This window comes from Arthrobacter ramosus (assembly GCF_039535095.1).
GTDB classification, from domain to species: Bacteria; Actinomycetota; Actinomycetes; order Actinomycetales; family Micrococcaceae; genus Arthrobacter; species Arthrobacter ramosus.
In genome coordinates this window covers 544,154-566,221 of record NZ_BAAAWN010000001.1, presented here as the reverse complement: position 1 = coordinate 566,221, position 22,068 = coordinate 544,154, and the positions used below count along the sequence as shown (strand labels likewise).

Annotated in this window: 23 protein-coding genes and 1 riboswitch; of the genes, 5 read left to right on the top strand and 18 right to left on the bottom strand. The window is 63.7% G+C overall.

Translation table 11 applies throughout. From position 1 onward, the window contains the following. Nucleotides 1-25 precede the first annotated feature (25 nt). Nucleotides 26-628 carry an arsenate reductase/protein-tyrosine-phosphatase family protein gene (locus tag ABD742_RS02705; protein WP_234748869.1) on the top strand — a complete coding sequence of 201 codons (603 nt, stop codon included), beginning with the start codon at nucleotides 26-28 and terminating at the stop codon, nucleotides 626-628. Here the strand turns inward: ABD742_RS02705 and galU are convergent. Continuing rightward, the gene (gene galU / locus ABD742_RS02700) at nucleotides 625-1,515 is read right to left on the bottom strand and encodes a UTP--glucose-1-phosphate uridylyltransferase GalU (RefSeq protein ID WP_234748868.1); all 891 of its coding nucleotides are present in this window, start codon (nucleotides 1,513-1,515) and stop codon (nucleotides 625-627) included. The genes ABD742_RS02705 and galU overlap by 4 nt on opposite strands. An 873-nt stretch (nucleotides 1,516-2,388) precedes the next feature. Here galU and ABD742_RS02695 point away from each other — a divergent pair. Further along, complete coding sequence (locus tag ABD742_RS02695; RefSeq protein ID WP_234748867.1) at nucleotides 2,389-2,643, top strand: hypothetical protein; 255 nt, start codon at nucleotides 2,389-2,391, stop codon at nucleotides 2,641-2,643. A gap of 177 nt (nucleotides 2,644-2,820) precedes the next feature. On the opposite strand, the gene ABD742_RS02690 is transcribed toward ABD742_RS02695, so the two are convergent. From ABD742_RS02690 to ABD742_RS02680, 3 genes are all read right to left on the bottom strand, one after another. Beyond that, entirely contained in the window at nucleotides 2,821-3,387 is a 567-nt protein-coding gene (locus ABD742_RS02690) for a carboxymuconolactone decarboxylase family protein (RefSeq protein ID WP_234748866.1), read from the bottom strand. 47 nt (nucleotides 3,388-3,434) lie between these two features. Further along, complete coding sequence (locus ABD742_RS02685) at nucleotides 3,435-4,823, bottom strand: LCP family protein (RefSeq protein WP_234748865.1); 1,389 nt, start codon at nucleotides 4,821-4,823, stop codon at nucleotides 3,435-3,437. 115 nt (nucleotides 4,824-4,938) lie between these two features. Further along, nucleotides 4,939-6,576: an NRAMP family divalent metal transporter gene (locus tag ABD742_RS02680; RefSeq protein ID WP_234748864.1), complete on the bottom strand. Its 1,638-nt coding sequence runs from the start codon at nucleotides 6,574-6,576 to the stop codon at nucleotides 4,939-4,941. A gap of 283 nt (nucleotides 6,577-6,859) precedes the next feature. Beyond that, a riboswitch (M-box (ykoK) riboswitch) is annotated at nucleotides 6,860-7,034 on the bottom strand. 47 nt (nucleotides 7,035-7,081) lie between these two features. Here ABD742_RS02680 and ABD742_RS02675 point away from each other — a divergent pair. After that, nucleotides 7,082-7,447, top strand: a complete 366-nt coding sequence (locus ABD742_RS02675; protein ID WP_234748863.1) for an ArsR/SmtB family transcription factor — start codon at nucleotides 7,082-7,084, stop codon at nucleotides 7,445-7,447. Between the two features lie 46 nt (nucleotides 7,448-7,493). Here ABD742_RS02675 and ABD742_RS02670 read toward each other — a convergent pair whose 3' ends face one another. The 3 genes from ABD742_RS02670 to ABD742_RS02660 are packed head-to-tail and all read right to left on the bottom strand — an operon-like array spanning nucleotide 7,494 to nucleotide 9,924. Next, a complete protein-coding gene (locus tag ABD742_RS02670) occupies nucleotides 7,494-8,192 on the bottom strand; it encodes a hypothetical protein (RefSeq protein WP_234748862.1) in 699 nt (232 codons plus the stop codon). Continuing rightward, the gene (locus ABD742_RS02665) at nucleotides 8,189-8,998 is read right to left on the bottom strand and encodes an ABC transporter permease (RefSeq protein ID WP_234748861.1); all 810 of its coding nucleotides are present in this window, start codon (nucleotides 8,996-8,998) and stop codon (nucleotides 8,189-8,191) included. The genes ABD742_RS02670 and ABD742_RS02665 overlap by 4 nt, the downstream gene beginning before the upstream one ends. Beyond that, entirely contained in the window at nucleotides 8,995-9,924 is a 930-nt protein-coding gene (locus tag ABD742_RS02660) for an ABC transporter ATP-binding protein (protein ID WP_234748860.1), read from the bottom strand. The genes ABD742_RS02665 and ABD742_RS02660 overlap by 4 nt, the downstream gene beginning before the upstream one ends. Before the next feature lie 121 nt (nucleotides 9,925-10,045). Between ABD742_RS02660 and ABD742_RS02655 the strand changes: the two genes are divergently transcribed. Then, a complete protein-coding gene (locus tag ABD742_RS02655; RefSeq protein WP_234748859.1) occupies nucleotides 10,046-10,561 on the top strand; it encodes a DUF2127 domain-containing protein in 516 nt (171 codons plus the stop codon). Nucleotides 10,562-10,783: 222 nt separating this feature from the next. On the opposite strand, the gene ABD742_RS02650 is transcribed toward ABD742_RS02655, so the two are convergent. Beyond that, nucleotides 10,784-11,425, bottom strand: coding sequence for a cation diffusion facilitator family transporter (locus tag ABD742_RS02650; protein ID WP_234748858.1), 642 nt, complete (start codon nucleotides 11,423-11,425; stop codon nucleotides 10,784-10,786). Between the two features lie 217 nt (nucleotides 11,426-11,642). Here ABD742_RS02650 and ABD742_RS02645 point away from each other — a divergent pair, with 217 nt between their 5' ends. Next, nucleotides 11,643-13,139, top strand: a complete 1,497-nt coding sequence (locus ABD742_RS02645; RefSeq protein WP_234748857.1) for an HNH endonuclease — start codon at nucleotides 11,643-11,645, stop codon at nucleotides 13,137-13,139. 248 nt (nucleotides 13,140-13,387) lie between these two features. On the opposite strand, the gene ABD742_RS02640 is transcribed toward ABD742_RS02645, so the two are convergent. From ABD742_RS02640 to ABD742_RS02595, 10 genes are all read right to left on the bottom strand, one after another. Beyond that, a complete protein-coding gene (locus ABD742_RS02640; RefSeq protein WP_234748855.1) occupies nucleotides 13,388-14,218 on the bottom strand; it encodes a permease prefix domain 1-containing protein in 831 nt (276 codons plus the stop codon). Continuing rightward, nucleotides 14,167-14,475, bottom strand: a complete 309-nt coding sequence (locus ABD742_RS02635; RefSeq protein ID WP_344787117.1) for a PadR family transcriptional regulator — start codon at nucleotides 14,473-14,475, stop codon at nucleotides 14,167-14,169. The genes ABD742_RS02640 and ABD742_RS02635 overlap by 52 nt, the downstream gene beginning before the upstream one ends. A 108-nt stretch (nucleotides 14,476-14,583) precedes the next feature. Beyond that, complete coding sequence (locus tag ABD742_RS02630) at nucleotides 14,584-15,363, bottom strand: enoyl-CoA hydratase/isomerase family protein (protein ID WP_234748853.1); 780 nt, start codon at nucleotides 15,361-15,363, stop codon at nucleotides 14,584-14,586. A gap of 11 nt (nucleotides 15,364-15,374) precedes the next feature. After that, a complete protein-coding gene (gene paaE, locus ABD742_RS02625; protein ID WP_234748852.1) occupies nucleotides 15,375-16,610 on the bottom strand; it encodes a 1,2-phenylacetyl-CoA epoxidase subunit PaaE in 1,236 nt (411 codons plus the stop codon). A gap of 10 nt (nucleotides 16,611-16,620) precedes the next feature. Continuing rightward, nucleotides 16,621-17,160 (bottom strand): 1,2-phenylacetyl-CoA epoxidase subunit PaaD, encoded by a 540-nt coding sequence (paaD, locus tag ABD742_RS02620; RefSeq protein WP_234748851.1) that lies wholly within the window; start codon nucleotides 17,158-17,160, stop codon nucleotides 16,621-16,623. Nucleotides 17,161-17,171: 11 nt separating this feature from the next. Next, nucleotides 17,172-18,110, bottom strand: coding sequence for a 1,2-phenylacetyl-CoA epoxidase subunit PaaC (gene paaC / locus ABD742_RS02615; RefSeq protein WP_234748850.1), 939 nt, complete (start codon nucleotides 18,108-18,110; stop codon nucleotides 17,172-17,174). Beyond that, nucleotides 18,107-18,415 carry a 1,2-phenylacetyl-CoA epoxidase subunit PaaB gene (paaB, locus tag ABD742_RS02610; protein ID WP_234748849.1) on the bottom strand — a complete coding sequence of 103 codons (309 nt, stop codon included), beginning with the start codon at nucleotides 18,413-18,415 and terminating at the stop codon, nucleotides 18,107-18,109. The genes paaC and paaB overlap by 4 nt, the downstream gene beginning before the upstream one ends. Continuing rightward, a complete protein-coding gene (gene paaA, locus ABD742_RS02605) occupies nucleotides 18,412-19,407 on the bottom strand; it encodes a 1,2-phenylacetyl-CoA epoxidase subunit PaaA (RefSeq protein ID WP_234748848.1) in 996 nt (331 codons plus the stop codon). Before paaA ends, paaB begins: the two co-directional genes overlap by 4 nt. A 484-nt stretch (nucleotides 19,408-19,891) precedes the next feature. Beyond that, entirely contained in the window at nucleotides 19,892-20,284 is a 393-nt protein-coding gene (locus ABD742_RS02600) for a hypothetical protein (RefSeq protein WP_234748847.1), read from the bottom strand. A gap of 229 nt (nucleotides 20,285-20,513) precedes the next feature. Then, nucleotides 20,514-21,713 carry a sensor histidine kinase gene (locus tag ABD742_RS02595; RefSeq protein ID WP_308193802.1) on the bottom strand — a complete coding sequence of 400 codons (1,200 nt, stop codon included), beginning with the start codon at nucleotides 21,711-21,713 and terminating at the stop codon, nucleotides 20,514-20,516. Between the last annotated feature and the right edge of the window lie 355 nt (nucleotides 21,714-22,068).

The window sequence follows — 22,068 nt, the reverse complement described above, 5'->3', positions numbered from 1 at the left end:
GCCAGCTAGTGAAAGAGCTATACCTTTGGAATCGCCCCAACCCATTCGGATACTGACCGTTTGCACCGGCAACATCTGCCGCTCCCCCGTAGCCGAACGTTTGCTCCAGGCCGGCCTGGACCAGGTTCTCCACGGCGGCTTCGAAGTCCGCAGTGCGGGCACCCGCGCCATGGTGGGTAGCCCCATCCAGCCGCTGTCAGCGGACATCATCCGCACATACGGCGGCACCCCCGAAGGCTTTGCCGCCCGCCAGCTAACCCAGAAAATCCTCAGGGAATCGGACCTGGTACTCACTATGGCGTCCCACCATCGCGGAGAGGTCCTGCAGTTGGATGCCTCCCTGCTCAAACGGACGTTCACCATCCGCGAGTTCGCACGGATGGTGACAGCCCTTGAAGAACGAGGCGACGCATCGCCGTCGGGCTCTGACTACGCCCAACTATGGCGAGAATTGCCGGCGCGGGCGTCCTCCGTGCGCCACCTCGTCCTGGCGGCAAAATCTTCGGACAACGACGTCGCTGACCCCTACAAACAGGGCGCCGAGGCATACCTGCGGATGGAAGACGAGTTGGCTCCGGCCATCCTCAGGATTCTGCGCTACGCGCGGCTAAGCATGCAGCATTCCTAGCCCAGGAATTCCTTCATCCAAGTTTTGAGGTCTTCGCCGAACTCTGCCCGCTCGTAAGCCAGCGTGATGACGGCCTTCAAGTAGCTGAGCTTGTCCCCGGTATCGTAGCGACGTCCACGGAAGACCACCCCGTAAACGCCTGTGCCTTCGCCTTCGCCCTTGGCGAGGGTCTGGAGGGCGTCGGTCAGTTGGATCTCGCCACCGCGCCCGGGCCCGGTCTCCTCGAGGACATCGAACACAGCCGGGTGCAGGACATAGCGTCCAATGACAGCCAAATTCGATGGCGCTTCCTCAACAGAAGGCTTCTCCACGAGGCTGTTGACCCGGACGTAGTCCTCCCCCGCGATTGGTGTAATGTCGGCGCAGCCATACGCGCTGATCTGCGACGGCTCCACCTCGATGAGGGCAATCACCGAGCCGCCGGTCTTCGCTTGGACGTCGATCATGGTTGACAGGAGCTCCTCGCTCTCGTCAATCAGGTCGTCGCCCAACAGCACCGCGAACGGTTCGTCACCCACGTGCTGCTTGGCGCACAGTACGGCATGGCCCAAGCCCTTCGGTTCGCCCTGCCGTACATAGTGGATAGGCCCAAGTCCGGAGGCATGCTGCACTGCGTCCAAGCGGGCTTCGTCGCCTTTCAGCCCCAAAGTGCGTTCGAGATCAGGTGCGCGGTCGAAATGGTCTTCAAGGGCGCGCTTGTTGCGGCCGGTGATCATCAGCACGTCGCTAAGGCCGGCCTTTACGGCTTCCTCAACCACATATTGGATAGCCGGTTGATCCACCACCGGTAACATTTCCTTCGGCATCGCCTTGGTGGCCGGCAAGAAGCGCGTGCCCAATCCGGCGGCCGGAATAACTGCTTTACGAACTGATCTCCCCATAGACATAGGGCAAATCCTACGAATGGATTTTCAAAAACGCTAATCCCTGATGCAAGATTTCTGGCTTTCCGGCCAGGAAGTCCTTCGCAGCGGGCCTAGCGGGCCGGGTGCTCGCTCAGGATGGACAGGCGGTTGAGGCGTTGATGCCGATGCACGCCATGCACAGAGAGCAGTCTGCGAACCACTCAATTTGCCCAGCATTGGCACTCAATTCTTCAGATTTGGCACTCAATTCTGCGGAATCCACGCCCAAAGGTGGAAACGGCTGGTTAGGATCAGCACAGGACCGGCGCCGATCCTAATTCAAAGAGGAACAGTGCAACTCATCGCGTCGTCGCAGATATTCCAGAATATTTGGAGGCTACGGCAGGCAGAGCGTCGATGGCCCACGGAGGGTCGTGTTCGCGCGCCTTGGTCAATCCCCGAGTGAAAGTAGGGGTCAATTCATGGCAGCAAACAGAATCTTCATGTTACCGATGTTGGCGGCTCCTGCGTGCTTCGCATTCGCAGCCGTCGGACGGAGCTTCGCGGTAGTCGGCTGGACAGGCGGACTACTGATGATTGGGGCAGCCCTGTTCCTACGTACCCGTGAGTGGAAATCGGAAAGACAGGATAACTCAGATGAAGATCGTGCGTAGCTCTCAAGTTTTTAGTGATCGCCCCGACCGAGTAGCGTGGCAAGCCCTCCGCGCCCTGAAAAACATCAAAAAGATTGCCCTAACCCTGGCAGTCAGCGCAGGTTTGGTGTTCGCCGGGCTAGCCCCTGCCAGCGCCGCGGAACCCCCGGTCACATCACCATCTATCTCAGAGTCACCAGCAGGAGTCGCCAGACCGGAGCTGCGAGAACCGGCAGGAAAGTACTACTCCTTCTGCATCAGTATGGGGGTATCCCACAATTGGACCAACAACCGCCCGAGCACTTGTCCCGGGTACCTTCATGTCTACATCGGAGGCAAGCAGGTCGCAAACCTGAACATCGGCGCAAGCACTGCGAGCTTCACCTGGACCTGCGCTGCGGGTGTGGGCCTGAACATGGTCCTTGTATTTGCCCCAGGTGGGGCGGTGGTTGGCTGGGCCTTGTCCGGTACGCTGTCGAGCATCGGGCTCACCCTCGCCGGTTGTGCCGGCTGGTAGTGTGCTTCCTTCCAAGAACTCACATCCGAAAGGTGGCCCGATGGCCAACAAGATTCCGAATCCTTGGATAAGCGCTTCGTTCTTTGCCTATGCAATCCTGTTCGCCTCATGGCAGCCCTTTGTCTGGTGGCGGCCTGTCGCATCAGTTCTGTTCTTGGGCCTCGGATGCTGGGGACTTTACCTGTGGTGGCGGAGTAGGCGGAAGAATTCAGGCACCGAGCCTCCACGAGGCTGAGAGTAATCGGGCGACTTCGAACGCTTCACGACGACGAGCGGGCCTTGCGCACCGGGTGTTCGCTCAGGATGGACAAGCGGTTGAACGCGTTGATACCGATGCACGCCATGCACAGCACGCTGATCTGCTCCTCGGTGTAGACCTCCCGCGCACGGGAAAACAACTCCGCCGTGGGGCGGGCGCTGCTCAGGGCGCGTGATCTGTTCGGCCAGCTCAAGCGCCACCTGTTCGGCCTCGTCGAAGAGCCCCACCTCGCCATGCACCGACACCAGGGAAAGCCGCTGCTCGGTCTCTCCGTAGCCGATGGCGCGGCGGTGATGCAGGTCCAGGCAGAACGCGCAGCCGTTGATCTGCGAAGCCCGGTAGTTCAACAACTCGAGGGTGCGACGCGGGATCCCGGTCCTGTCTGCCTCGGCAGTGACCTGCTCCGCATAGCCGGACAGTGCCTGATAAAGTCCGGGCTGTTGCTTGTCCAGATAACCTGCGAGCTTCGGGGTATTTTCACTCATCCGCAGAGCCTATCGGAGAGGGCTACCTAGTCTCTGGAGTACCCTCGCTATTTCACGCAGGGAATGGCACCGCCTTGGAGGGCCCCGGTGGAATCCGCGTAGACGTTGCTTGCAGGTGCTGACGGGGTGGCTGGTGCTTGGGTTGCGGCTTCCGAAGCGGGTGGCGCTTCGGGTGCGGGTGCCGCAGGCGAGGCAGCCGCCGTCGTCGGGGTCGCCGTCGTCGTAGCTGGAGGAGCCGGCGGGACCGGGGTGAGGAGTTCCTTCACGGTGGCCTGCACCTGGTTGACGTTCACGGTGTTGATGGAGGCGCCATCCGGGGAGGTGCCGAAGCCTGTGATCGGCAGGGTGCTGAAGGAGATGTTGCCCCCGGTCAGGGACGTGGCTTGCTGGGCGAGCTGGATCAGGTTCAACTCCGAATCAACCACGATGTTCTTGCTCACGGCGTCCAGGACACCCTGCATTTTCCCGATATCGGTGAAGGTCCCGGCGTCTTTGAGCTGGTGGGAGACCGAGGCGATGAAGGCCTGTTGGCGGCGTTCGCGGTCCAGGTCCGAGAAGAGGTACGTCGGGTCGGACGTGTCCCGGCGCTGCCGGACGAAGGCCATGGCCTGTTTGGCATCGATCTGCTGCATGCCCGCTTTGAAGTCGGCCCCGGAGAAGGTGTCCTGGGTTGCCCGGTTGACGCACACGGTGATGGGTGCGATCGCTTGGGCCGTCTGGTAGAACGCGGCCATGGTGACTTCGATGAAGTGGTCGATGTGCACGCTGCCCAGGAACTTGGTCACGGTGGCTATTTCGGCTTTGCGTCCGGCGTCGCGGGCCGCCTGGTAGGTCGCGTCGTCGTCGGGCTTTCCCGCGTTGATCAAGGAGGTCTTCTCTGCCGCGAAACCGTAGCCGTACGCCTCCTTGATTTTGGCTTTGAACGGGCCGCTTCCCGGTATACCGTCAACCTGGACGTAGTCATCCCGGGGAATCGAGATTCCCGTGGCTTTGGAACCGTCCGCGGGGATGTGGATGAGCATCAGGACGTTGGAGTTGTAGCCGCCGATATTCTCATCGCCCGCGTGCAATGCGTCATACATCTCCGGAGGAAGAGGCTTGCCTTTCTCATCAACCCTTGTATCGAGGCCCATGACCAGGATGTTCGTGTCCTGGCTCAGCTTCGGCACCGCTTGGGGCAGCGTTTTCAGATCCTTGAGGACATCAGAGCGGTGAACGTTGTTGTTGGCCGCAACCGCCGTCGCGCCCACATAGGTGACCGCGACGGCGGCGGCCAGGGCCACGGTTGCAGCGACCGCCGTGGCCGATATCAGGATGACGGACTTGCGCCGGGACTTGCGACGCATATGGCGGGGACCCGCGGAGGTTGCGGTCCCGCCGGGTGAAGCCTCCGCCTTCCGTCGTTTGCCGAGCTGGCGGTGGTGCCCATCATTCATGAAATTCTCCTGTCCCCGCCGCGGTTGGCGTGGTGGCTGGGTCCGCGGCGCGACCAGCGGGTAAGCAGATTGTAATCGGCCATCCGCGTAATGGCCTGGATGACGCGGACAACCGTCAGCCGCCAAGGGCGAGCTGGACCACCCGGACGATGACCAGGATCATCGCGATCAGCAAGTAGGTGCGCAGGACCGTCAGACCGATCCGGTAACCGGTGGAGAGTTTGGGGGTGGTGAGCAGGGCAATCGGGGGCATGCGCCAGGTCGCCCGCTGAGAGCGGTCGATCGCGTCGGGGCTCGGCGCTGTGGGGTGGATCCTGCGGTAAACCAGGAACACGACCCCCGCGACGGCGGAGACGGCGGCGCCTCCGATGAGGATGCCGAGGATGGCGTCCGAGCCCATGTCCGGAAACAACACCCCGGCGGTCAGGACCAAGGAAAGGATCACTAGGACCGCGATCACCGCTGAGGTGAAGACGTTCATGAAGCGCCCGTTCACCCAAGGTCCCAACACCTGATTGTCATTGCACAGCAGCAGCAGGAACACCGTGGCCGAGGGAAGCAGGACTCCGGCCAGCACCTGGACCCCGACCGTGAGCAAACCCAAAGGGCTGCCCGGGATCAGGACCACAATGGCCGAGAGGAGCAGGACTCCGGCGAACACGGCGTAGAAGCCTTTAGCATCGGAGACTTTCCGATGGAGGGAGTGCTTGAGCCCCAATACGTCACCGAGGGCATAGGAGGTGGAGAGCCCGACGGCGGCGGCCCCGATGATCGAGGCATCGATCAGTGCCAGGGCAAACAAGACGCCAGCAACCTTTCCGACGTGCTGTTCCAGGCCGACGGCGACACCGCCGGCGTCGGTGAAGTTGCCGAACTCCGGGGTACCGGCAAACGTCGCCGCCGTGAAGGAAATGATTGCAGCTGCGCCCACGATGACGATGGTGATTCCCAGCCAGAGATCTGCCTTCTCGTACTTCAGGAACCGAGGGGTGATGCGTTTGTCGATGATGTACGACTGCTGGAAGAACAGCTGCCACGGCGCCACGGTGGTTCCGACGATCCCGATGATCAGCAAAGTCACCGTGGACAGGCCAGCGCCTTTGGGCATGCCGGGCACGACGAAGTCGTGGGCGACTTGTCCGACGTCGGGATGGACCATGAAGATGATCGGCACCAGCAGCAGGGACCCGGCCACCAGTGTCAGGCAGACACGCTCGAACCGCTTGAAGGAACCGGTGCTCGCGGCGCCCACAATCACGGCGGTGGCCAGGAGAATCCCCGGGATCTTGGGGATCCCCAGGTAGTCCAGGCCCAGGCTGATGCCGATGAATTCGGTGACAATGGTCAGGGCGTTGAGGATGAACAGGTCGATAACGCTGAACGCGCCCCAGAATTTGCCGAACCGCTCCAGGATCAGGCGGGCATGTCCGACGCCGGAGACGACCCCCAGGCGCAGCACCATTTCCTGGTTCACATACAGCACCGGGACCAGCAGGAGCAGAGTCCAGAGCAGCGACGTTCCGTAGTTCTGTCCGGCTTCGGTGTAGGTGCCGAACGCGCCCGCATCGTTGTCGCCGACCATGACGATCAGCCCGGGTCCCATGATCGCGAGCAGGGTCTTCAGACGTGCTTTGATGCCCGAGCGCGGCTTTTCGTCATTGACGCGGATGGTGCCGAAGGCACCCTTGATGTCGCCGATGTGGGCTGTGTCCAGGGCTGCGGAGGGCGCTAGCAGGGTCTTGGTTTCGGTCATGATGTACCGGCCTTCTGCCCGGAAACGGGCACAAAAAAGTCATGGATTAGCCTCACCGGGCCACATGGCATGGGTGGGCGTTATTGCGTAAGTGTGGGCACGTTCGTGCCGCTTGGATCAGGCTCCGGCGTGCCGGAGGGAATCAGCGCAGAGTGTCAGGAGGCTGAAGCTGAATCCGGAAAACGGGACGGGAGACTGGGTTTATGACCATCGTTCATGATGGAACCGTCACCTCCTGCGGCCGTTGGACGCGCCGCGGGGTGGGCGGGCATGGAGGCCCGCACATGCCCCTCCTCGTAAGACCTTTGGCACTTCGCGGCGTGAACCCGGACTGTGTCCAGGAGCCAATCGGGACCACCCCTTAATGCCGGGGCGGCCTGTCCTGACCCGGGGCGTCTCTCGACGTTGGGGGTCGCTGGCATGTTTCCGCGAAGGAGCCTCAGCTAACGAACGGCACCTTGCTCTATATATATACCTCATTTTATCCGTATGAAACAATATAAGCATGGATGCAGATAACGCTGTGTGTGGCCGGGAGCCGGATAGCCAGTACGTCGAACTCGCGGTCGAGGTCTTTGCGCTGCTCGCCGACGCCACCCGGGTCCGCATCATTCTTGCGCTGCGCGACGGCGAATTGCCAGTCAGCCAGCTGGCGGAACTGGTCCACAAATCCCAGGCATCGGTGTCCCAGCATCTGGCCAAGCTCCGCCTCGGGCGCGTGGTCACCACAAGGCAGGCCGGAACCCGCGTGTACTACCGCCTCGCCAACGAGCACGTCCGCCAACTCGTCACCGATGCGATCTTCCAGGCCGAACATTCCCTTGACGGAACCCCGCGCCACCACCACGCTGACGTCATGGACGAGGTGTGAGCCGGCCGCCTGCAATGGCGAGCCTCACCGGCGTCGTGGTTTCCCTCTAGCGGCGCTTGACCGCGACCGCGATCGCGGTCCCGATGCACACTGCGACGGCGAGGACCCCAGGTCCAGTCACGGCCTGACCACGCCACCCCTCCCATGGTGCGGCAGTCGGCAAAAGCAGCACCGCAGCGATCGCGGCCAGTACGAGCACCGCAATGTTGACCGCCAGCCGCATCCGGCGTCCCGACGGCTCCGGTGCGGCCCCGTCCTCGCGCCTCCGCCGGAGGGGGCGGCGCCAGTCCTCGGCTATTAGCCTGGGTACCCGCCTCACATAAGCGAAGACGTGCACTGCGAGGCTGCCGAGCCAGACCAAGAAGCTGACAACGTGTACCCGGACCAAGATCTCGGGGGCAGGCCCGGTGATGGCCAAGGCGATCCCGCTACCGAGCAGCGTGAACGTCGATGCGACGAGCAGCGGAGCGATCACGCGCAGAAGCGGCCGGGGCGGACCCTTACGGCGGTAGGCGGGATCCCGCGAGTAGTAGCGAATGAATCGCCAGCCGGTGCTGGCCGTCTTGGCCACGACTGGGCCCGCCAGGAACACGCCAACGAAGAAGTGCGCCACGATCAGGCTGCCCAGAGTCGGAACAGTGGCGATCTCGGCCACCGACAGCACCAGCACCACAGCACCGATCAGGGCAGTCAGGCGCTCGTTGCCGACGACGCCGGAGGGGACATTGCGTGCTCTTTCTGTCACGCTTTGACGTCCTGGCGTGGGAAGACGACGGCGGTCACCACGACGAAGCAGACAATCCACAGGAGCGCTGCTCCCAGGGCCGCCGGATAACCTTGGAGAGGCGTCGGACCTACGAGGGGCACGGTGGTCCCCACGATGGTGTTGAACACCCGGCCCGGGAACCACTGGCTGACCTGCGGCAAAACCACCGCGATGATGCCTTCGACCACCAGGATGTAGGCCAGTGCGATCCCGACGGCGGCCGCGACCGAACGGGTGAGCATGGCGATGACCATGCCCAGGGCGCTCACCCCGATGAGGCAAAGCACCTCATTGCCCAAGAACGCCAGGAAGACCTGCAGCCCCTCCGAAGACGTCCAGGCATCCGTCCGAATCCCCTGTCCTTCGGCAACAACAAGGATGAATGTGCCGCTGATGAGCAGGGTGAGCAGCATCGCGAGCAGCACAAAAAGTATCAGCGCAAGCATTTTGCCCGCCAACCACCGCAGGCGGCGCGGCTCACAGACCAACAGGTTGCGCAGCGTCCCTTGCGACCATTCCGCGGCGAGATTGGCCGTCACCATCACCAGCGCGATGGCAATGATCACGGAGCGGGCTTGGCCAATGATCGAGACCAATCCCTGAGGTGTGGGGAACGCGGCAATCAGGCCGGTCATCTCACGGCCGGTGGCTCCGGATGCGATCTGGTGGAACGTCAAATAAGCGATAAAGGTGCTCACCACCAGCATCGCCCCCGCGACCGCCAAAACACTCCAGCGCCGGAACTTGAGCAATTCGCTGCGAAACGCACGGATCACGGAAATCATGAGCGGTCTCCTTTCAGCAAAGCCAGGAACAGCTGCTCGAGGCTGGCTTCCCTTACTCGGATGGTCAGGTCCGGCGCGCCGGCTTCCCTGGCCTGCCGGTTCAAGGTCTCGGCAAAACCGGCAGAACAGGCGATGCGCAAGACGTGGTCCTCCCGTGTGGCCGCGTAGCCGGCCTCGCCCGCGATCCGGGCCACCAGATCCAGCTGGACCGCGTCCTGGGCTTCGACCACTACCTCGACGCGTTGGGCCAGCAGGTCCCGGGCCGGCCCGCAGAACAGGGCTTTCCCCTGATTGAGCATGATCAGCCAGTCGGTGAGCTGTTCCAACTCACCGAGTAAGTGGCTGCTGAGCAAGATGGTTTTCCCTTGGCCGGCCAAACGGCGCAGCATCTCGCGTATCTCGATGATGCCGAGGGGATCAAGGCCATTGGCTGGCTCGTCGAGAATGAGCAGCTCCGGATCGGGGAGCAGGGCCATCGCCACCCCAAGGCGCTGCTTCATACCTAGAGAATACGTTCCGACCCGATCACGCGCCCGATCGGAGAGTCCCACCACCTCCAGCAGTTCGTTCACGCGGGAACCGGGATGGCCTCCAAGGCGGGCGAGCACCTCCAGATTGGTCCGCCCGGAAAGGCCCGGATAGAACGCCGGCGCTTCGACCAGTGCCCCGACGCGCGGCAGGTAGCGCTCGAATTGGGTGAGAGAGTGGCCCAGAACCGTGGCGCTGCCCGCATCCGGTCGCACCAGCCCCAGGAGCAGGCGAATGGTGGTCGTCTTGCCTGCCCCATTGGGACCGATAAAACCTGCGATGGCTCCCGCAGGCACGCGCATGGTCAGGTCATCGACGGCGGTATGCCTGCCAAAGTGCTTGCTCAGGCCATGTGTTTCAATGGCGAAGACTCCTGCGGGATCAGAGGAGAGGGGCATGGTCTGCTTCCGTGCGATTCATGGAAATAGTTCCTTTCGGGGAATGGACGGTCCCGCGCAATGAGGTCCCGCAGTGTCCACATAAGAAAGAATGTATCTTGAGGTACCGAAGGGAAGTGCCATGAGAACGAAACCGGCTGGAACAACCCTGCTCGACCGGACATTTCGAGTGAGCCTCGTCCTGAAAGGCCTCGACGGTGTTCTAGAACTGATCGGCGGCGTGCTCCTTTTGGTGGTGACGCCCCAACAAATCGGAGATCTGGTCCGGTTCCTCACCCAGCACGAGCTCGCCCAGGATCCGCACGACTTCCTGGCGAACAGCTTGGTGCATCTGAGCTCCAACCTCTCAGGTTCGGCGACGCTGTTCGGCGCGATCTACCTACTCCTGCACGGCTTGGTGAAAATCGTCCTGGTCTGGGCCGTCCTGAAGGACAAGCTCTGGGCCTACCCGTGGATGATCGCGTTCCTGCTTGTCTTCATCCTTTACCAGGGCTACCGGATCGCCGTCGCCTTCTCCTGGGGCCTTGTCCTCCTGACAGCCTTCGACATCTTCATCGTCTGGATCACCGCCCGCGAATACCGGCTCCACCGGGCACGAAATCAACAGCCCTCCGCCACATCCCGGCCGGCCGACTAAGGGACCTGCCCGGCAGTGGGACTTTTTGTCACCGTCGGTTCGTGGGTGCGGGCCCAGCGCTAGGTTCCAGAACGCAGCAGTGGAACCTCACCCACGATTTCAGCAGACGAGGGCTTCCGGCAGGGAGCCTGCTACCCCTTGAGGACCGGCGCCCGCTTCTCCTGGAACGCCCGGAAACCTTCGGCGTAGTCCTCGGTCTCGCGGAGCCGGACCCTGGGACGCTCACGGCCGCGAGGTGCTGCGTCGATGTACCCGCAGGGTCTGGAAGATCTCGATGAGCAAGCGGACCGCGTGATATCCCACCACAACGGCAATGATGGCCGCGACGACTGGATCGAGCCAGTAAAGGCCCTGCGTCACGTAGATAGCGGCACCGGCCACTGCGACCCCGGCCGCAGCCGCGGCATCGCCGGCGGTATCAAGCAGGACGGCGCGCATGTTCAGGTCGCCGCCGGCTTTGTTGTCGTCGTCATCGCCGAGGATAAGGGCGCCCACGAACATCACCACGGCCGCAATCCCGCTGACGATGAGGACCGGCAGCCCGTGAACCTCACTAGTCCCTGTGAGGAGTCGTCCGGCCGCGCCCACCAGAATTGCGACGCTCAAGACGAGCAGCCAGCCGGCGTTGACCCCTGCGGCCCACGTGGTGGCCATGGGATATCCCTGCGGACGCTGAGGGGTCGGCGCCAGCTTGGACACCCGGACAGCCAACAAGGACACCCCGATGGCGGCAGCATCGGCCAGGTAGTCAGCGCCTTCTGCGAGCACGCCAAGCGAGTTCGCCGAGATTCCCACAACAAGCAACCCGGCCACCAGTGCCAGGTTCAGAATCAGGACGACGCTCAGCCGACGAGTACGAGTCACCCCTTCAGGGTATCGATGAGGGACTGCCGGCACGCTCGGAGTGCCAGGCTGTGGCCCATCGAGGCGCGCAGTATCGCCCCCGGATCCCCCTCTGAGGGGGTTCCATTCACAACGCCGTACATCAGCTGTCCCGAAGAGTTCTACCAATTTTCTTGCTTTTCGGCGGAAGGTTGTTCTTCGACCCATTATTGTCGTACCCCTCTGAAATGCTTTGGTTATGGACGGCATTCAGAGAACCCCGGCAGTGCAGGATCTGATCGCTGCCGTGAACTCGATTCGGCCAGCGTCCGGCACTTCCCGGCTAACCGACGGCGGGGTACCGGCCGAGGGCAGACTGCCCGACTGTGCTTTGCTGATCGACCAGTTGCGTGGGCTGGAGGATCTGAAGTCCGCGGCCGCGGCCGCGCAAGCCCGGATCGCCGTCGCGTTCGATGCCGCCCAGCGCAGCGCCGACGCGGCGGCCGGTGTACCGGCCGAGGAGCAGGGACGCGGCGTCGCCGCACAGGTGGCTTTGGCCCGGCGGGAGTCCCCGGCCCGCGGGTCCCGGCTCCACGGACTCGCGAAGGCCCTCGTGACCGAAATGCCGCACACCCTCGCCGCCCTCGACACAGGACGGCTGAACGAATGGCGCGCGACCCTGCTGGTGAAGGAAACAGCCTGCCTGAGCGCCGAGGACCGCTGCGCCGTGGACGAGGAACTCGCCGCTGACACGGGAGTCTTCGACGGCGCCGGAGACAAAGCGATCATCGCCGCGGCCCGGACCGCGGCCTACCCGCGGGACCCCCGCTCCGTCACCCAGCGCGCCAGCCACGCCGCCACCGAACGGCACGTCAGCCTCCGCCCGGCACCGGACACCATGACCTACCTGACCGCCCTGCTTCCGGTCGCCCAGGGCGTGGCCGTGCACGCGGCCCTGTCCCGGCACGCCGACGCCCTCCGCTCCTCCGGAGAGACCCGCAGCCGGGGCCAGATCATGGCCGACACCCTCGTCGAACGCACCACCGGCACCCCCGCAGGCATCAGCGGCGTGGAAGTCCAGCTCGTCATGACCGACCGCACCCTGTTCCAGGGCGATGCCGAACCGGCACGCCTCCCCGGCTACGGCATCGTGCCCGCCGCCTGGGCAAGGGCAATGCTCGCCGGGAACCAAGACCAAACCGAAGCCGGCCAGGTCGGGAACGAGCACGGCGCGCCCGGCCAGCCCGGGCAGTGCGGAGATTTGAAGCTCTGGCTCCGTCGTCTCTTCACCGCTCCCGGGACCGGGGAGCTGGTCGGCGCCGATTCGAGGGCGCGGCTTTTCCCGGCAGGTTTGCGGCGCTTCATCCAGGCCCGCGACGACACCTGCCGAACACCCTACTGTGACGCACCGATCAGGCATTTCGACCATGTCGTTCCCTGGCATGACGGCGGCACCACGAGCCTGGCCAACGGGGCAGGGTTGTGCGAGGCCTGCAACCACACCAAAGAACTCCCCGGCTGGACAGCACGAACCAGCACGGCGAGAACAAGCCCCGGGAAGCGGCACGTCCTCGACATCCGCACCCCCACCGGCCATACCTACCGATCAACAGCCCCACCGCTACCAGGAGCCGGGATACAAGGCACGGACCCGCCCGATACCGCGCCGCCACTTTCCAGACACCACAGGCGGCGACTACGCCATCAAGCCAAGGCGTTGAAATACGCCCATCTCACCGAACTCCAGGCCGCTTGAATCGCTCGGCTGCGTCCTCAAAGGGTGGCGGCTACCAGATAGGTGCGGAGATTGGCCTGCTGACCGGCGCCCTTGGCTTCCGGGGTCCCCGTTAACCGGCCGAAGTTTGCTGCGGGTTGCCCGGGCCGGACCACTACTGCGTTCCTCCACCCGCCGGCCCGGAAGAGTGCCTCGGGGAAACCGTACAGAAAGGTAGCGCACTCGATCCCTACCCCCGGCTCGATGGTATCCACCGCCGCCGTGCGGACTTATGAACCCGTGGGCTTCATCCGCATCCTGCGCAGGGCGGCTACCGCGAACACGACGGCGAGCGGCAAGGCTACGACGACGGCGCTCAGCCATGCCCCCGTGCCCTGCCAGCCTTGGACGGCGGCGTTGAGCGCCTGGACGCCGGTCGCCGCGGCGGCGAGCAGGAAAGCCGCGGCTGCGAGCGACGGCGCGAGCCCCACCGGAAGCCGGGCTTCACGAGGCAGGAGCCGCCACACGAGCAGAAGGACAAGGCCCAGCACACCAAAGACCACACGGTATTCGACGACCTCGCCCCAGTGGTGCTCGGCGGCGGCCTGGGCACAGTCGAGGCCAGCATAAGGTGCCTGAAGGACCGCGCACCTGGCGGCCGTGTAGGCGACGCCAGGGAGATCGCCGGCCACGAAGCCCGCGCCCCAGATCCGGCCGAACAGCTCCGATATGGCGCCGCTCACGCCGACGGCGATCGCGCCAACAGCCGCAAGACCGACCAAGGGGCGCAAGAACGCGCGCAACGGCAGCCGGGCGACGTCTCGAAGGGCCGGGCGCAGGACCGGCGTCACGGTGCCGACCGGTCCGAAGCGACGGACGGCCTCGCGCTCGGCGTCCTCCGGGTCCAGGCCCTGCCCGCGAAGCCGGGCGGCGCATTCGCGCAGATGCGCCTCGGTCTCAGCGAGGAGCCTGCGCGCGGCAGCGGGATCGCCGTCACGGGCGGCCACGAAGAGTTCGTCGAGGTATGCATCGATGGGCCCCTCTTCGGCCCCGGCGCCGCTCCCCGCGTTCACGACGCCGCCCCAAGAACGCCCTGCACCGCCGCCGAGAAGCCTTTCCATTCCTCCACCATGCGGGCAAGCTCGGCGTGCCCGGCGCCGGTGATCGCATAGACTCTTCGGCGGCCGCCGGCGTCGTCCGCCCAACGACTCGAGACACACCCCGCCGCCTCGAGCTTGTGCAACGCGGGGTAGACCGAGCCCTCCTGAAGCTCGAGCCGCGCTCCGCTGCGCTCGTGAATGCGCGCGATGAGCGCGTAGCCGTGTGCCTCGCCCGCACCGAGCGAGCCAAGCAGCAAAAGGTCAAGCTGTCCGTTCACTGAACTTCGTCCCATACCTAGAGAGTCTAGGTATGGGACGTTGCCCTGACAAGATCAACCGACCAGGTTATCCGCGGCTGGAATTTGGGCGAGTACCCCCGGGACGCACTACCCCTTGAAGACCGGTGCCCGCTTCTCCTGGAACGCCCGGAAACCTTCGGCGTAGTCGTCGGTCTTGCACAGCCGGGCCTGCTCGTCGTTCTCTTCGGACATGGCGGCCCACAAACCAAGGCGCCGATCGCGGATATGGGCCACGAGCTCCTTGCTTGCCGTGAACGCACCGGTCGCACCAGCCGCCACTCGCTCAACGATGATCCGGGTGGCCTCCAGCAGGGCGTCGTCCGGCATGACCCGGCTGAACATTCCCTGCGCCACAGCCTCGGCGCCGCTGATCAGGTCCGCGGTGTAGATGAGGTCCAAGGTCCGGTGCATGCCCAGTCGCTCCGTGAAGTACCAGTGCCCGCCCGAGTCCAAGGTGGCGCCCAGCTTGGCGAACGGTGACCCGAACTTGGCGTTCTCCGCCACGTACACCACGTCCGTGGCGAGCAAGAGGCCGAGCCCGACGCCGAGGCACGCGCCGTGCGCTGCCGCGAACGTCGGGGCGGGGAATGCTGCCATCTTCTTGAGCAGTGGCTCAACGAGCCCGTTCAAATACGCCTTCGCGTCGTCGCTCTCCGGCGTCACACCGGCAATGTCGCGTCCCGCGCAAAAGGCGCGGCCCTCTCCGCGCAGGAGCAGCGCCCGCACCATCCCGCGGGAGGCGGCGGCAGCGGCGTCGTCGTACGCTTTATCCAGTTCCGCAAGCGCTGCCTCATCAAGCGAGTTCAGCTTTTCCGGGGCATTGAGGACAATTTCGGCGATGCCGTTGGCGATGGAGAGCTCGATCATTCGTATATTCCTTAGACGTCGAAATCGACCGTGACGGATTCACTTGTGGGGTGGGACTGGCACGTCAGCACGTAGCCCTTGTCCAACTCATCCTGCTCCAAGGCGTAGTTCTCGTCCATGCTGACCGTCCCCGAGACCAGTTTGGCGCGGCACGTGCCGCACACGCCACCGGCGCACGCGAACGGAACATCCGGGCGGACACGCAAAGCCGCGTTGAGGATTGATTCCCGCGCGTGGGTGGGGCTGGCGACATCGCCAGTCAAACCATCCAGCTTGAAGGTGATCTTGAACGTGTCCTTCGACTCGTCCTCCACAACGGGCCGGCCGGCGTTGCCCTCGGGGCGGTCCGGGCGGCCGGTGGTGAAGAGCTCAAAGCGGACGTGCTCGGGCTCAACGCCACGGGCAGCGAGGGTATCCCGGCACAGCTGGACCAGCTCGAACGGACCGCACAGGAACCATTCGTCCACGTCCTGCGCGTGGATGGCGGTGCCCAGCAGCTGTTGCAGCTTCTCGGCGTCGATGCGTCCCGTCATCAGCGGCGCGATGCGCTGCTCGCGCGACAACACATGGTGCAGCGCCAGGCGCGAGGGGTACTTGTCCTTCAGGTCGGCCAATTCCTCGAGGAACATGACGTCCATGGCGGCCTTGTTGGCGTAGATCAGGTCGAAGCGCGTTTCCGGGTTCGCGGCCAGCAGGGTGCGGGCGATCGCGATCACCGGGGTGATGCCCGAGCCGGCGGCAATGGCCACGAAGGAACCGGCGTCCGAGAGTTCGCTGGCCATCTCCTGCGGATTGTTCATGGAGTTCATGACGTTCTGCTGGACGGTCTTGCCGTCCTTGCCATGCTTGGAAATGAACGCGCCCATGGGGCTCATGACGTCCAGCGTGTCGCCGGCCTTGAGTTCCGCATTCGCCCACGTGGAGAAGATGCCGCCCAGGTCCTTCTTGATGGCCACGCGGATCTCGCTGCTGCCGTCGGCGAAGCTGCGCGGCTCTGCGCAGATGGAGTAGCTGCGGCGGACCTCGTGCGGCTCCCCGCTCTCATCCGGAAGTGTGGTTCGCAGGGCTACGTACTGGCCGGGAAGGTAGTCATACTGGCCGGCGAGCTCCGCCGGAACAATGAACGTCACCTCGATGGCGTCCTCAGTCAGGCGGCGGACTTCCGAAACACTGAGGGAATGAAAAGACGCACGACGGCGGCCGGTGGCCTGCGCTTGTTCGGCTGCGGTCTGGCGGACAACGGGCATGTCGGATTCCTTACAGGACTTTGAAGTAGTCGAACGGTTCCTTGCAGTCCTGGCAGACGAAGAGCGCCTTGCACGACGTGGAACCAAAGCGGGTGAGTTCCTTGGTGTTCAGCGAAGAACACTGGGGGCATTTCACGGCGAGGTTGAGGCGGACTTTGCCGGCGTGGCCGCCGGCGGCTGCCCTGCCGTTTGGAGGTGCGATGCCGTATTCCTGCAGCTTGGCCTTGCCGTGCTCGGTCATCCAGTCCGTGGTCCAGGCCGGAGCCAGGACGAGCTCGACATAGACGCTCGGGTAGCCCTCTTTGTGGAACGCGGTCTTGAGGTCGTCGCGGATGGCGTCCATCGCGGGGCAGCCCGAGTAGGTCGGCGTAATGGTGACCTGGACCGCGGGGACCAGCCCGTCGTCGTCGAACAGTTGGACGTTACGGAGGATCCCCAGATCCTCAATGGTGAGAACGGGAATCTCCGGATCGCAGACCGTGGCCGCAATCCCCCAAGCCTTTTGCTCGGCGGTTTGCTTGGTCTGGGTTGGTGTCTCTTGAAGGAACATGTCCACCACGGTCACCAGCTTGCACCGGGATGTTCGCGGGCAAGCACCTGCATCTCTGCGAGCAGGTAACCCAAGTGCTCGGAATGCTTGCCCTGGCGGCCGCCACCCAAGGATTGCGGGATACGTTCGAGATTGAGTTCCTCATCGAGGCCGGCCTCGCTCAGGATCTCGCCCGTGAGCTGGTCGAAGTCCGCGCGGAGGCTGGAGGGCTGCACGCCTGCTCCGCTTTCCGCGAGGCGGGCCGTGAGCTCGTCGTCTTCGAAGAGCTCTTCGACGTACGGCCAGACGAGCCTGAAAGCCTGGACGATACGACGGCGGGACTCTTCCGTGCCGCCGGCAAGCCTGAGGACCCATTGGGCGCTGTGATCGCGGTGGTAGTCGACCTCTTTGAGGGCCTTCGCCGCGATGGCCGCGATGGTGGCATCCGTGGATCCGGTCAGCCGCTTGTAGAGCTCGAACTGGTAGTAGCTCACGATGAACTGCCGGGCGATGGTGACGGCGAAGTCACCGTTCGGCTGCTCGAAAAGGTGGGCGGAACGGAACTCGTGCTCCCGGCGGAAGTACGCCAGATCGTCCTCGGACTTGTCCCATGCCGCACCGGCGTAGGTGAGGAAGGAACGGGCGTGGCCGAGCTGGTCGAGCGCGATGTTGCCCAGGGCGACGTCTTCCTCAAGCTCGGGGGCGCGGGAAATCCAGTGACCCAGGCGCTGGGCCAGGATCAGGCCGTCGTCGCCGATGCGCAAAGCGTATTCCGCGACGTCTTTTGTGGGTTTGACTTGTCCCTTGCGGATCTCGAGGGCGATGTCTTCCGGACGCAGGGCGTTCCCGGGGGTGATGCGGGTGGCGCTTGCGGAACCGTCTCCAGAGGCACCCGCTCCCCTGACGCCGACGGAGATGTCGCCGTGGCCCTCGATGGCGAAGTCCGGGTTGCTTGTTTCTGGCGTGCTCACAGGTGCTTCACGCCTTCGCTCTTGGTGTAATACGTCGCGTGGCGGTAGTCCTTGCCCTGCGGAGACTCGAAGAAGGAACCCTTGGAATCCGGGTCGCTCGAGGAAATTGCATCGGCCGGAACCACCCAGATGGACACGCCTTCGTTGCGGCGCGTGTACAGGTCTCGGGCGTTGCGCAGCGCCATTGCCGCGTCAGGAGCGTGCAAGGACCCTGCGTGGACGTGGGACAAGCCGCGGCTGGAGCGGACGAAGACTTCCCAGAGGCTCCAGGGAGTTTCGTGGGATTCGTTGGCTGGGGTGGTCATGCTGCGTATTCCTTCTCTGCTTGCTTGCGGGCGTACTCGGCGGCCGCTTCGCGGACCCAGGCGCCGTCGTCGTGCGCTTCACGGCGGCGCTCAAGCCGCTGCGCGTTGCAGGGACCCTTTCCGGCGAGAACGTCTTTGAACTCGTTCCAGTCCAGGGGCCCGTGCTCCCATTTCTTGGTTTCTTCGTTGAAACGGACGTCCTTGTCCGGGAGCGTGAGGCCCAGGACCTTGACCTGCTCCACCATCATGCCGACGAAGCGGCTGCGGAGCTCATCGTTGCTGAACCGCTTGATGTTCCAGGCCATGGACTGCTTGGAGTTGGGTGAATCGTCGTCCGGCGGGCCGAACATCATCAGCGCCGGCGCGTACCAGCGGTTGACGGCGTCCTGGGCCATCTGCTTCTGGGCAGGCGTGCCGTTCGACAGTTCAAGGAGGATCTCGAAACCCTGGCGCTGGTGGAACGACTCTTCCTTGCAGATGCGCACCATTGCGCGTCCATAGGGGCCATAGGAAGCACGGCAGAGGGGAACCTGGTTGCAGATCGCGGCACCGTCCACCAGCCAGCCGATCGCGCCCATGTCCGCCCAGGAAATCGCGGGGTAGTTGAAGATGGACGAGTAGCGGGCCTTGCCGGCGATCAAGTCGCTGGTCATCTTGTCCCTGCTTTGGCCGAGGGTTTCCGCGGCCGAGTAGAGGTAAAGACCATGACCCGCCTCGTCCTGCACCTTCGCCATGAGGATGGCCTTGCGCTTGAGGCTCGGAGCCCTGGAGATCCAGTTGGCTTCCGGCTGCATGCCAATGATCTCCGAGTGCGCATGCTGTGAGATCTGGCGGAGCAGGGTCTTGCGATAGGCCTCCGGCATCCAGTCGCGGGGTTCGATGCGCGAGTCCTCGGAGATGATGCGGTCAAAGTACGCCTGACCGGCCTGTTCCCGCTCAAGCTCTTCGGGGGACAGCTCAGCGGGCACAGACTGCAGATTCTGCGATGCCATGGTTGCTCCTAAATATTTACCGACCGTTCGTTCAGAATATGCGGAAGGCGCGAGATGCGTCAAGCGTTCAGGCTGGCGGGGGTGGGGTCGACGGGACGCTCGCTCACATATATGGCCAAAGGCCGGGACGCTCGCTCACATATATGGCCAAAAGCCGGAACGCTCGCTCAGATCATCTGAGCGAGCGTTGGGCCGGGAGGGCTTTTTTGTGAGCGAGCGTCGGGCCGGGAGGGCTTTTTTGTGAGCGAGCGTCGGGCCGGGAGGGCTTGTTTGTGAGCGTGCGTCTGACGGGGGAACGGCACAAAGGCGAGACAACAGTTCGACGGGACTACCGCCGTCGGGCGCCAGGAGACCGTTCCGCGGCACATCTACCGGGACGCTCGCTCAGATATGAGGCCAAAAGCCGGAACGCTCGCTCAGATCATCTGAGCGAGCGTCGGCCGAAAACACCCCAAAGGTGAGCGAGCGTCGGGGGGATTGGCGCTCAGGCCGACGCCGACGCCGGGGTCAAGACGGGCGGTGGGGCCAGTTGCTTCCGCGCCCAGCGGGCCAGCTTCTTGCCTTTGCCCTTCCACCAGTTGTCCTCGTCCTTGTCGTGGTGCCAGCGGAAGATGATCATCACCATCACGAGGACGCCCATGGCCACGTCCATCCAAGACCATTGGATTGCCTTAGCCAGCACGCTGACGCCCATGACGAGAATCGACGGCACGGCCAGGGTCCTGAAGATGGTGCTGGCCACAAAGCGCCGATGCGAACGCGGCACGGACAGGGCACGAACCATGTCGAAACACAGGCATACCACCACCATTGCCTGGCCCAGGTCCATCAGGATCAGCCCGGGCAGCGACCCGGCGAACATGGAAGCGGATTCCATCCCCGCGCTCAACGGACTGCCTCCGTCGCTGTGGGACGCGGAAGGGACACGACAGGATTGCAGAAAACACACATACGGATAACCCCCAGAGACCAGGAACTGCGCTTGAGACCAACTGGGTTCCATTCAATCTGTTGGTTCCAGGGCCGGTCACGAGTAGTGGGTACTCTACTTTGCCCGCCCGGCTACTTGCACAGCGAGCGGTTACCCGGCTTAATACGGACCCGGCCTAGTACAGTGCCGGCGCGTCTGTCCGTGAAGGTTCCGAAGGCGTCCCGTCGGGCAGCGCCACGGTAAATGTGCTTCCGCTGCCCGGCTTGCTGCTGCAAGTGATGCTGCCTCCATGGCGTTCCACGATGGTCTTGGTAATGGACAGCCCAAGGCCGACACCTGGAATCGCGGCCTGACGGGCAGCATTTGTCCGGAAGAACCGGGTGAAAATCCTGGCCGATTCATCCGTGGTCATGCCCATTCCCGTGTCCTTCACTTCAAGCTGGACCCAGCCGTCGTTCCGCTCCGCCCTTATCGTCACTAATCCGCCGCCAGGCGAATACTTGATGGCGTTGGATACTAGATTGTCCAAGGCCTGCCCCAGCCTCAAGGGGTCGGCATTCGCCCACAGGGGTGCCGGAACGTCGGCGACAAGGCCCACGTGGGCAGCGTCGGCCTGCGCCCGCGCAGAAACCAAGCTGTTTTCGACTAGCCCTGCCAAATCCGTGCGCCGCAGATGCACGCTCTCCACGGCCGCGGCTGACAAGAGCAGGTCCTCAACCAAGGCCCGGAGCCGCTCGGCATTCCGCTCCGCAACCTCCAAGCCAAGCCTTGTTACTGGCTCGAGCTCCTGGGCGCCCCGGAGCACAAGATCGATGTTGCCCAAGATCGATGTCAGCGGCGAACCGAATTCGTGCGAAACGTTGGCAACCAACTCGTCCTTGGCCGCAAGGGCATCGACAACATCCGTGACGTCCCTGAAAACGATGACCGCACCGCCAAACCCATCGTCGGAGTCGTTTTTCATACCCCGCGCGGCTGTAGAGATGGCCCGTTGTTCGGTACCGGCGCCGAACCAAAGGAGATAGTCGGAAAATGTTTCCCCTTGAACGGCCCTTCGAATAGGGCTCTTTTCAAGTGGAAGCGGAGTCCGCCTGTCCTGGCCGAAAACCGGCCGGTCTTGTTCCGCGGGCCTCGGTGAGCCTTCCGCCGGCAGTCCCATCCGTAGGAATGCCCTTTGTTGGTTGTTGATCAGGAGAGTTTCGCCATTCGAATCGACGGCGACAATTCCGACGTCGATCGTGTCCAGGATTGTCTTGAGCAGCGTCTCCCGCTCCCGGCTGGCGGCCAACAATTGCCGCAGAACCTGATCCCGCTGTTTTACCCGCCGTTGCTGGAGACGGGCACTTGAGCCAGCCAAACGAATGGAGACTGCCATTGCGAACATCATGAGGGGCAAAAGCAGCACAGAAGAAATGTCTGATGAGGTGGGACGGGGCAAGTGCGAAACGACTGGCGGAACCGCGATCAGGAAAGGACCCACGAAGCTGAGGATCAGGCTTGTCTTGGAAAGCATGCCTGAGGCAGACAGCCAGATCACGGGAAAGATAGCCAATGTGATAAGGCCTGGTACCGCGCTGAAAGCGCCGTTTCGCGTGAACCAGAGGGCAACGAAATCCAAAATAGGGATTGCCAGGCCTGCGCCCGGCGCCAATCGTTCCCAAGGAACCAACAAGCAGCTCAGGAACAGGATGCCATGGAGGAAGACTCCAGTGACGAACAACCAATTTTGG

Bases quoted from the DNA above. Each gene is read 5' to 3' on its own strand.
- galU (WP_234748868.1), bottom strand. From the start codon at position 1,515: ATGTCTATGGGGAGATCAGTTCGTAAAGCAGTTATTCCGGCCGCCGGA.
- ABD742_RS02695 (WP_234748867.1), top strand. From the start codon at position 2,389: ATGGGGGTATCCCACAATTGGACCAACAACCGCCCGAGCACTTGTCCC.
- ABD742_RS02690 (WP_234748866.1), bottom strand. From the start codon at position 3,387: ATGAGTGAAAATACCCCGAAGCTCGCAGGTTATCTGGACAAGCAACAG.
- ABD742_RS02685 (WP_234748865.1), bottom strand. From the start codon at position 4,823: ATGAATGATGGGCACCACCGCCAGCTCGGCAAACGACGGAAGGCGGAG.
- ABD742_RS02680 (WP_234748864.1), bottom strand. From the start codon at position 6,576: ATGACCGAAACCAAGACCCTGCTAGCGCCCTCCGCAGCCCTGGACACA.
- ABD742_RS02675 (WP_234748863.1), top strand. From the start codon at position 7,082: ATGGATGCAGATAACGCTGTGTGTGGCCGGGAGCCGGATAGCCAGTAC.
- ABD742_RS02665 (WP_234748861.1), bottom strand. From the start codon at position 8,998: ATGATTTCCGTGATCCGTGCGTTTCGCAGCGAATTGCTCAAGTTCCGG.
- ABD742_RS02660 (WP_234748860.1), bottom strand. From the start codon at position 9,924: ATGCCCCTCTCCTCTGATCCCGCAGGAGTCTTCGCCATTGAAACACAT.
- ABD742_RS02655 (WP_234748859.1), top strand. From the start codon at position 10,046: ATGAGAACGAAACCGGCTGGAACAACCCTGCTCGACCGGACATTTCGA.
- ABD742_RS02645 (WP_234748857.1), top strand. From the start codon at position 11,643: ATGGACGGCATTCAGAGAACCCCGGCAGTGCAGGATCTGATCGCTGCC.
- ABD742_RS02640 (WP_234748855.1), bottom strand. From the start codon at position 14,218: ATGGAAAGGCTTCTCGGCGGCGGTGCAGGGCGTTCTTGGGGCGGCGTC.
- ABD742_RS02630 (WP_234748853.1), bottom strand. From the start codon at position 15,363: ATGATCGAGCTCTCCATCGCCAACGGCATCGCCGAAATTGTCCTCAAT.
- paaE (WP_234748852.1), bottom strand. From the start codon at position 16,610: ATGCCCGTTGTCCGCCAGACCGCAGCCGAACAAGCGCAGGCCACCGGC.
- paaD (WP_234748851.1), bottom strand. From the start codon at position 17,160: ATGTTCCTTCAAGAGACACCAACCCAGACCAAGCAAACCGCCGAGCAA.
- paaB (WP_234748849.1), bottom strand. From the start codon at position 18,415: ATGACCACCCCAGCCAACGAATCCCACGAAACTCCCTGGAGCCTCTGG.
- paaA (WP_234748848.1), bottom strand. From the start codon at position 19,407: ATGGCATCGCAGAATCTGCAGTCTGTGCCCGCTGAGCTGTCCCCCGAA.
- ABD742_RS02600 (WP_234748847.1), bottom strand. From the start codon at position 20,284: ATGGAATCCGCTTCCATGTTCGCCGGGTCGCTGCCCGGGCTGATCCTG.
- ABD742_RS02595 (WP_308193802.1), bottom strand. From the start codon at position 21,713: ATGGCAGTCTCCATTCGTTTGGCTGGCTCAAGTGCCCGTCTCCAGCAA.